The organism is Streptococcus suis YS56, from assembly GCF_000440115.1.
Classification (GTDB): domain Bacteria; phylum Bacillota; class Bacilli; order Lactobacillales; family Streptococcaceae; genus Streptococcus; species Streptococcus suis_L.
Map to the genome: position 1 here is coordinate 1 of NZ_ALMY01000034.1, position 6,493 is coordinate 6,493.

The 6,493-nt window shown below is 40.3% G+C and carries 7 protein-coding genes; all 7 read left to right on the forward strand.

The annotated features are described in order from the left end of the window. Nucleotides 1–265 precede the first annotated feature (265 nt). The 7 genes from aroA (at nucleotide 266) to SST62_RS01000000111485 (ending at nucleotide 6,490) form a co-directional block, all read left to right on the forward strand. The gene (gene aroA / locus SST62_RS0104760; protein ID WP_029186494.1) at nucleotides 266–1,546 is read left to right on the forward strand and encodes a 3-phosphoshikimate 1-carboxyvinyltransferase; all 1,281 of its coding nucleotides are present in this window, start codon (nucleotides 266–268) and stop codon (nucleotides 1,544–1,546) included. Between the two features lie 8 nt (nucleotides 1,547–1,554). Continuing rightward, nucleotides 1,555–2,046, forward strand: a complete 492-nt coding sequence (locus SST62_RS0104765; RefSeq protein WP_029186495.1) for a shikimate kinase — start codon at nucleotides 1,555–1,557, stop codon at nucleotides 2,044–2,046. Further along, nucleotides 2,037–2,864, forward strand: coding sequence for a prephenate dehydratase (pheA, locus tag SST62_RS0104770; protein WP_029186496.1), 828 nt, complete (start codon nucleotides 2,037–2,039; stop codon nucleotides 2,862–2,864). Before SST62_RS0104765 ends, pheA begins: the two co-directional genes overlap by 10 nt. Nucleotides 2,865–2,875: 11 nt before the next feature. After that, complete coding sequence (locus SST62_RS0104775; protein WP_029186497.1) at nucleotides 2,876–4,198, forward strand: LCP family protein; 1,323 nt, start codon at nucleotides 2,876–2,878, stop codon at nucleotides 4,196–4,198. A 66-nt stretch (nucleotides 4,199–4,264) separates the two neighbouring features. Further along, a complete protein-coding gene (gene rlmD / locus SST62_RS0104780; RefSeq protein ID WP_029186498.1) occupies nucleotides 4,265–5,623 on the forward strand; it encodes a 23S rRNA (uracil(1939)-C(5))-methyltransferase RlmD in 1,359 nt (452 codons plus the stop codon). Nucleotides 5,624–6,127: 504 nt separating this feature from the next. Continuing rightward, nucleotides 6,128–6,298, forward strand: coding sequence for a hypothetical protein (locus SST62_RS0104785; protein ID WP_002941306.1), 171 nt, complete (start codon nucleotides 6,128–6,130; stop codon nucleotides 6,296–6,298). Between the two features lie 108 nt (nucleotides 6,299–6,406). Continuing rightward, nucleotides 6,407–6,490, forward strand: a complete 84-nt coding sequence (locus tag SST62_RS01000000111485) for a 23S rRNA methyltransferase attenuation leader peptide (RefSeq protein WP_013641314.1) — start codon at nucleotides 6,407–6,409, stop codon at nucleotides 6,488–6,490. Nucleotides 6,491–6,493 lie beyond the last annotated feature (3 nt).

Sequence of the window (6,493 nt, forward strand, 5' to 3'; positions counted from 1 at the left end):
CAACTTACTCAAACATAGTGAAACATCTAATTCTTGACTAAGGTAAGGTGGCTAACTTCATTATAGAACTTTCAAGTAAATTCTGAATATTTTATATAAAGAAAATTTGAGAAATTTTACTTACAATAGGTTAACGATTTTTGATTCATACACTTTGGATAAAAATGTAATGGAAATTGATTTTTTTACAGGCCATTGTCATAAAAATCAGAAAATATTTAATAAATATGATAGAATGGAAGTAATACTAGTTTGAGGTAAGGGTATGAAATTAAGAAAAAACGTAGAAAAACTACAGGGTGTGATTCGTGTCCCAGGTGATAAATCAATCAGTCATCGTTCTATTATTTTTGGTTCCCTTGCAAAAGGTGTTACCCGTGTCCACGATATTTTGCGTGGAGAAGATGTCTTGTCAACCATGCAGGTCTTTCGTGATTTGGGTGTGAAAATTGAAGACAATGGTGACATTGTTGAAGTACACGGTGTTGGCTTTGATGGTCTTCAAGCACCCAAAAATGATTTGGATATGGGAAATTCTGGAACCTCGATTCGTTTGATTTCAGGCGTTTTAGCAGGTCAAGATTTTGAAGCGACTATGTTTGGTGATGATTCCTTATCCAAACGTCCTATGGACCGAGTGACTATTCCACTCAGTCAAATGGGAGTAGAGATTTCTGGCCAAACTGAACGTGACCTACCTCCGTTGACCATCAAAGGGAATAAGAATTTAAAACCAATTCGCTACCAACTCCCTGTAGCCTCTGCCCAAGTAAAATCAGCTCTGATTTTTGCTGCCTTGCAGGCTGAGGGAGAGTCGGTCATCGTAGAAAAAGAGTTGACTCGCAACCATACAGAAGATATGATTGTCCAGTTTGGTGGACAGTTGAAAGTCACTGGCAAGGAAATCCGCATCCAAGGTGGTCAGGAGTTTATTGCTCAAGAGATTACAGTTCCAGGAGATATTTCAAGTGCTGCCTTTTGGTTGGTTGCTGGCTTAATCGTACCAGGTTCAAAAATTGTCCTTGAAAATGTGGGAATCAATGAAACTCGGACTGGTATTTTAGATGTCATTAAAGCTATGGGCGGTAAAATGACTCTTTCTAACATAGATGAACTTGCAAAATCTGCTACTATTACGGTGGAAACTTCTGACTTGCAAGGGACAGAGATTGCTGGCGACCTCATTCCACGCTTGATTGATGAATTGCCGATTATTGCGCTTTTAGCGACTCAAGCAAATGGCACGACATTGATTCGAGATGCTGAGGAACTCAAGGTCAAGGAAACAGACCGGATTCAGGTGGTGGCGGATGCCCTAAATAGTATGGGAGCAAACATTGAGCCGACCGCAGACGGTATGATTATTCATGGTCCGACTGCCTTACATGGTGCGACGGTCAATACCTTCGGTGATCACCGTATCGGGATGATGACAGCTATTGCGGCCCTTTTGGCCAAGGATGGAGAAGTGGAGTTGGAGAGAGCGGAAGCTATTAACACGAGTTATCCAGCCTTCTTTGATCACTTAAATAGTTTGATAGACTAGGAGAAACTATGCCAATCGTTTTACTTGGATTTATGGGAGTTGGAAAAACCACTACAGCCCATTTGCTGGATTTACCTGTTTACGATATGGACCAAATCATTGAAGAACGAATTGGCATGTCCATCGCAGATTATTTCAGTCTTGAAGGTGAAGCAGCCTTTCGTCAAGTTGAAACGGAAGTCTTGAAAGAATTGTTGACCTTGCCTGCTGATTGCCTTGTGTCAACAGGTGGCGGGGTGGTCAAATCCGAGGAAAATCGTCAGTTGTTGCAAGAAAATAAGGATAATAATGTCTTATTGACTGCATCGTTTGAAGTTGCCTATGGACGAATTAGCCAGGACAAACAATCTAAACGTCCCCTCTTTTTGCAACATAGTAAGGACGAATTTGAAACCATCTATCAAGAGCGAATGTCCCTCTATCAAGGTTTAGCTGATACTGTAATCGATACAGATAAGCTGAATCCAGAACAAGTAGCAAGGAAAATTTTATGCAAGTAGCCTATCTAGGACCTCGTGGTTCTTTTACACATCAAGTGGCCCAGCAGGCCTTTCCGACTGCGGATTTGCAGGCTTTTGAGATGATTACAGAGGTTATCAAGGCCTACGAAACGGGGGAAGTTACCTATTCCGTTATTCCAGTAGAGAACTCGATTGAAGGTAGTGTTCATGAAACGATTGACTATCTCTTTCATCAGGCGGAGATTCATGCGGTTGCAGAGATTGTTCAACCGATTGCCCAACAACTGTTAGCCACGAGTGCCGATAAGGCTGTAGAGGTTATCTATTCTCATCCGCAGGCAATTGCTCAGGGGAAGAAATATATTCAGGAACATTTTCCTCAGGCTCGTATTGAAATAACAGCTAGTACAGCCTATGCTGCTCGCTTTGTGGCAGAACACCCTGAACAACCATTCGCGGCAATTGCTCCGCAAGCGGCAGCAGTTGAATATGGACTGGAAGTAATTGCGCAAGACATTCAGGAAATCAGCGAGAATTTTACACGCTTTTGGATTTTGGGGGATAAGGCTCCGTCTATTGCCCTGGAACAAGTAGCTAAAAAAGTCAGTCTTGCACTGACATTGCCAGATAACCTGCCAGGAGCCTTGTATAAGGCCATGTCTGTTTTCTCATGGAGAGGAATCAGCTTAACAAAAATAGAAAGCCGACCCCTGAAAACGGCTTTGGGTGAGTATTTTTTCATACTGGATCTGGACAATCAGTCTGAGGAATTATTAGCCTATTCTCAAAAAGAATTGACTAGTTTAGACATAACCTATAAAGTACTAGGGAATTACCTGGTCTATATGACCAGCTAGGATGAAGACAGATGAATAAAAACAATAATATCCTAACCCATCATGAACAATTGAGGTTAGATTATTTGCAAAAAAATATCCACTACTTAAATGACAAAGAAAGTCGTGAGTTGGATTATCTATTATATAAAAAAGAGCTGAGAGAACGGCATGGAAGTCCAAGGCAATCTCTCCGTAGCTTCACACCAACGGCTTACGAAGATGACTTCGAGGAAGATTATTTTGAAGAGGATGATGAGCAAGAGGAACTGTTGCCTCGCTATCCTGAACGTAGATCCAGAAAAACAAGACAAGCCAAACCTCAACGGTTTCAGTCTCCTCGTATCGAGCCCAAAGCGAAAGTACCTAAACCTAAAAAAGCTCGTAAAAAGGGTGGTTTCAAGCGCTTTATTAGTTTCGTATTGCTTGCTATAGCGCTAGTGATTGTAGCGATGGGCTATAGTTTTTTCAAAGGTATGAATAGCGTGAGTGAGAAGCCAGTAGCTGAGGTCTTCAACGGCGTAGATACATCGAATGGGACAAATATTTTAATTTTGGGAACAGACGGTCGTGTTGGCGAAAGTTCAGGTGAAACTCGAACGGATACCATCATGGTTCTAAACGTGAATAACACGGATAACAAAATCAAACTTGTTAGCTTTATGCGGGATACCTTGGTGGATATTGAGGGATATGAATATAAACTCAATACTGCCTATACTTTGGGAGAACAGGATAATCAGCAGGGAGCAGAGGCTGTACGTCAAGTATTGAAAGAAAATTTTGACATTGATATCAAGTACTATGCGATGGTGGATTTTGCAACCTTTGCGACGACGATTGATACACTTTTCCCTGAGGGTGTAACGATTGATGCACAGTTTTCAACTATTAATGGTGAAGTCGTTAGCTCAGTAGAAGTGCCGAATGATTTACAGCTGGAAGAAAATGCTCCTGCTTATCAAACGATTCAGGTCGGTGTACAGCAGATGGATGGTAAGACCTTGCTTAACTACGCGCGCTATCGTTCGGATGATGAAGGTGATTTTGGTCGTACAAGACGTCAACAGGAAGTGTTATCTGCTGTTATGACACAGGCTAAAAATCCAATGAAACTATTCTCTGGCTCCGAAGCTATAGGTAAGGTTGTGGCGATGACTCCGACAACAGTGCCACAAAGCTTTATGTGGCTACAGGGACCAGGCCTTCTATTGGATGCGGCAAATGGTATCGAACGTGTTACAATCCCAGAAAATGGAGACTGGATTGACGACTATGATATGTATGGTGGTATGGCTCTTCGTGTTGATTTTGAAAAATACCAGCAGCGCTTGGCTGAGTTAGGCTTGCGTTAAGAAATATGGTATACTAGAAGTGACTTCGGTCACTTTTTTAGTGGTCCAAAAATAGAAAGTAGAATTATGTTAAAGAAAAACGATATTGTCGAAGTAGAAGTTGTAGATTTGACACATGAGGGGCAGGGTGTGGCAAAAATTGATGGTTTTGTCTTCTTTGTAGACAATGCTCTTCCAGGCGAGAAAATTTCCATGCGCATCTTAAAACTTAAGAAAAATATTGGTTTTGGTAAGGTGGAGCAATGGCAGAGCTTCTCGCCAGACCGTAATCAGGACTTGGATTTGACCTATCTAAGAACAGGCATTGCTGACTTGGGGCATTTGAATTATCCAGCCCAACTAGCTTTTAAGAAAAAACAAGTTGAGAATAATCTACGTAAGATTGCAGGTCTGCCAGAAATAGCAGTAGCAGATACTTTGGGAATGGACAATCCTCTTGCTTATCGCAATAAGGCAGCTGTTCCTGTTCGTCGTGTGAATGGGCAGTTAGAAACAGGATTTTTCCGAAAAAATTCACATGATTTAGTTCCGATTGAGGATTTTTACATTCAAGATAAGGAAATTGATGCCTTGGTTCTAGCGACACGTGACCTCTTGAGAAAATTAGACTTGAAGCCTTACGATGAGAAAGAACAGACAGGACTTGTGAGAAATATTGTTGTTCGTCGTGGTCATTATTCAGGTCAGTTGATGCTGATTTTGGTCACAACTAGACCAAAGATTTTCCGTGTTGAAACCCTTATTGAACGTTTGACGAGCCAGTTTCCAAATTTGGTTTCTATCGTTCAGAATATTAATGACCAGAATACCAATGCTATATTCGGTCAAGAATTCCGTCTGTTGCATGGCAGTGAAACTATTACAGATACCATGTTGGGCAATGAATTTGAAATTTCTGCACCGTCTTTCTATCAAGTCAACACAGAAATGGCTGAAAAACTCTATCAGACCGCCATTGACTTTGCAGAATTGTCAGCAGATGATGTCGTGATTGATGCCTATTCAGGTATTGGGACAATTGGTCTCTCCTTTGCAAAACAAGTTAAGCATGTTTACGGTGTAGAAGTCGTTGAAAAGGCTGTCCTTGATAGTCAGAAGAATGCTGCTCGAAATGGGATTGATAATGTTACCTATGTCTGTGATAGCGCTGAATCCGCTATGCAAAAATGGGTGGCAGATGGAGTCAAACCGACTGTGATTTTTGTCGACCCACCACGAAAAGGTTTAACAGAAAGTTTTATCAAAGCAAGTACTTCTGTAAAACCAGTGAAAATCGTCTATATCTCTTGTAATGTGGCAACCATGGCGCGTGATATTAAACTTTATGAGGAATTGGGGTACAAATTGACGAAGGTACAGCCGACTGATTTATTTCCAAATACGCATCACATAGAAGTAGTCGGTTTGTTAGAAAAACGCATTTAGGTTGTCCAGCTTGCTTACCTGTTTTCCGGCAAGCTGCTTCAAAGGTCCACTGGACCTTTGAACTCCCAAATACGCATCACGTCGAGTGTGTCGCACTGCTCGTAAAAGCCTAGAAACCTTGGAACGAAAGGGATAATGAAAAGCCTTTGTTGCAAGGCTTTTTGCTTTATGGTGGGTAAGTATCAGAGTGAGAAAATTTTTGGAATGAGTAGAAGTGATAGCTAGAAATTATCAGTTTCTATTTCCATTTACCCTGTGGGTACGTGTTTGTTTCCATTGACAAGGAGTTTGTGGGAATAGAAATGTACCCACCTTGTTTGAATCAAGTGAAGTGTAGTTGAAGGAAATCTGTTGAAAGCAATACTTCATTTTACCGAATAAGTAATAATTTAGGCAACTTCAAATCGATTAAAAAAAACTATTTTAAAGGTTAAGAGTAGACAAAAATTGTCCACTCTTTTTTGTAAACTCAATTTATCAATAAATGAAATGAGGGAATGTAAAATGAAATATTTTGAGGTTGAGTTAGAAAATCCTGATGAATTTTTAAAACTACAAACAGAAGATTTTGTGAAAGCTAATCGCTTGCTACTAAGGAAGATAATCCAGAGCGTTACAGTCTATGAAGAACACTTCGTCATATCCTTTAAATCTGGCATCGAATTGGAAGTATGAGACTCATTCCATAACTTTTATATTGAACATATCATCTTGTTGTGTTATACTATAAATTGAAGTTAAATTAGATGCTAAAAATTTGTAATTAAGAAGGAGGGATTCGTCATGTTGGTATTCAAAATGCGTAATGTAGATAAAACATCTACTGTTTTGAAACAGACTAAAAACAGTGATTACGCAGATAAATAAATA

What these genes read in the sequence shown, in the direction of transcription:
- pheA (WP_029186496.1), top strand. Translation starts at nt 2,037, where the DNA reads ATGCAAGTAGCCTATCTAGGACCTCGTGGTTCTTTTACACATCAAGTG.
- SST62_RS01000000111485 (WP_013641314.1), top strand. Translation starts at nt 6,407, where the DNA reads ATGTTGGTATTCAAAATGCGTAATGTAGATAAAACATCTACTGTTTTG.
- SST62_RS0104775 (WP_029186497.1), top strand. Translation starts at nt 2,876, where the DNA reads ATGAATAAAAACAATAATATCCTAACCCATCATGAACAATTGAGGTTA.
- SST62_RS0104785 (WP_002941306.1), top strand. Translation starts at nt 6,128, where the DNA reads ATGAAATATTTTGAGGTTGAGTTAGAAAATCCTGATGAATTTTTAAAA.
- aroA (WP_029186494.1), top strand. Translation starts at nt 266, where the DNA reads ATGAAATTAAGAAAAAACGTAGAAAAACTACAGGGTGTGATTCGTGTC.
- rlmD (WP_029186498.1), top strand. Translation starts at nt 4,265, where the DNA reads ATGTTAAAGAAAAACGATATTGTCGAAGTAGAAGTTGTAGATTTGACA.
- SST62_RS0104765 (WP_029186495.1), top strand. Translation starts at nt 1,555, where the DNA reads ATGCCAATCGTTTTACTTGGATTTATGGGAGTTGGAAAAACCACTACA.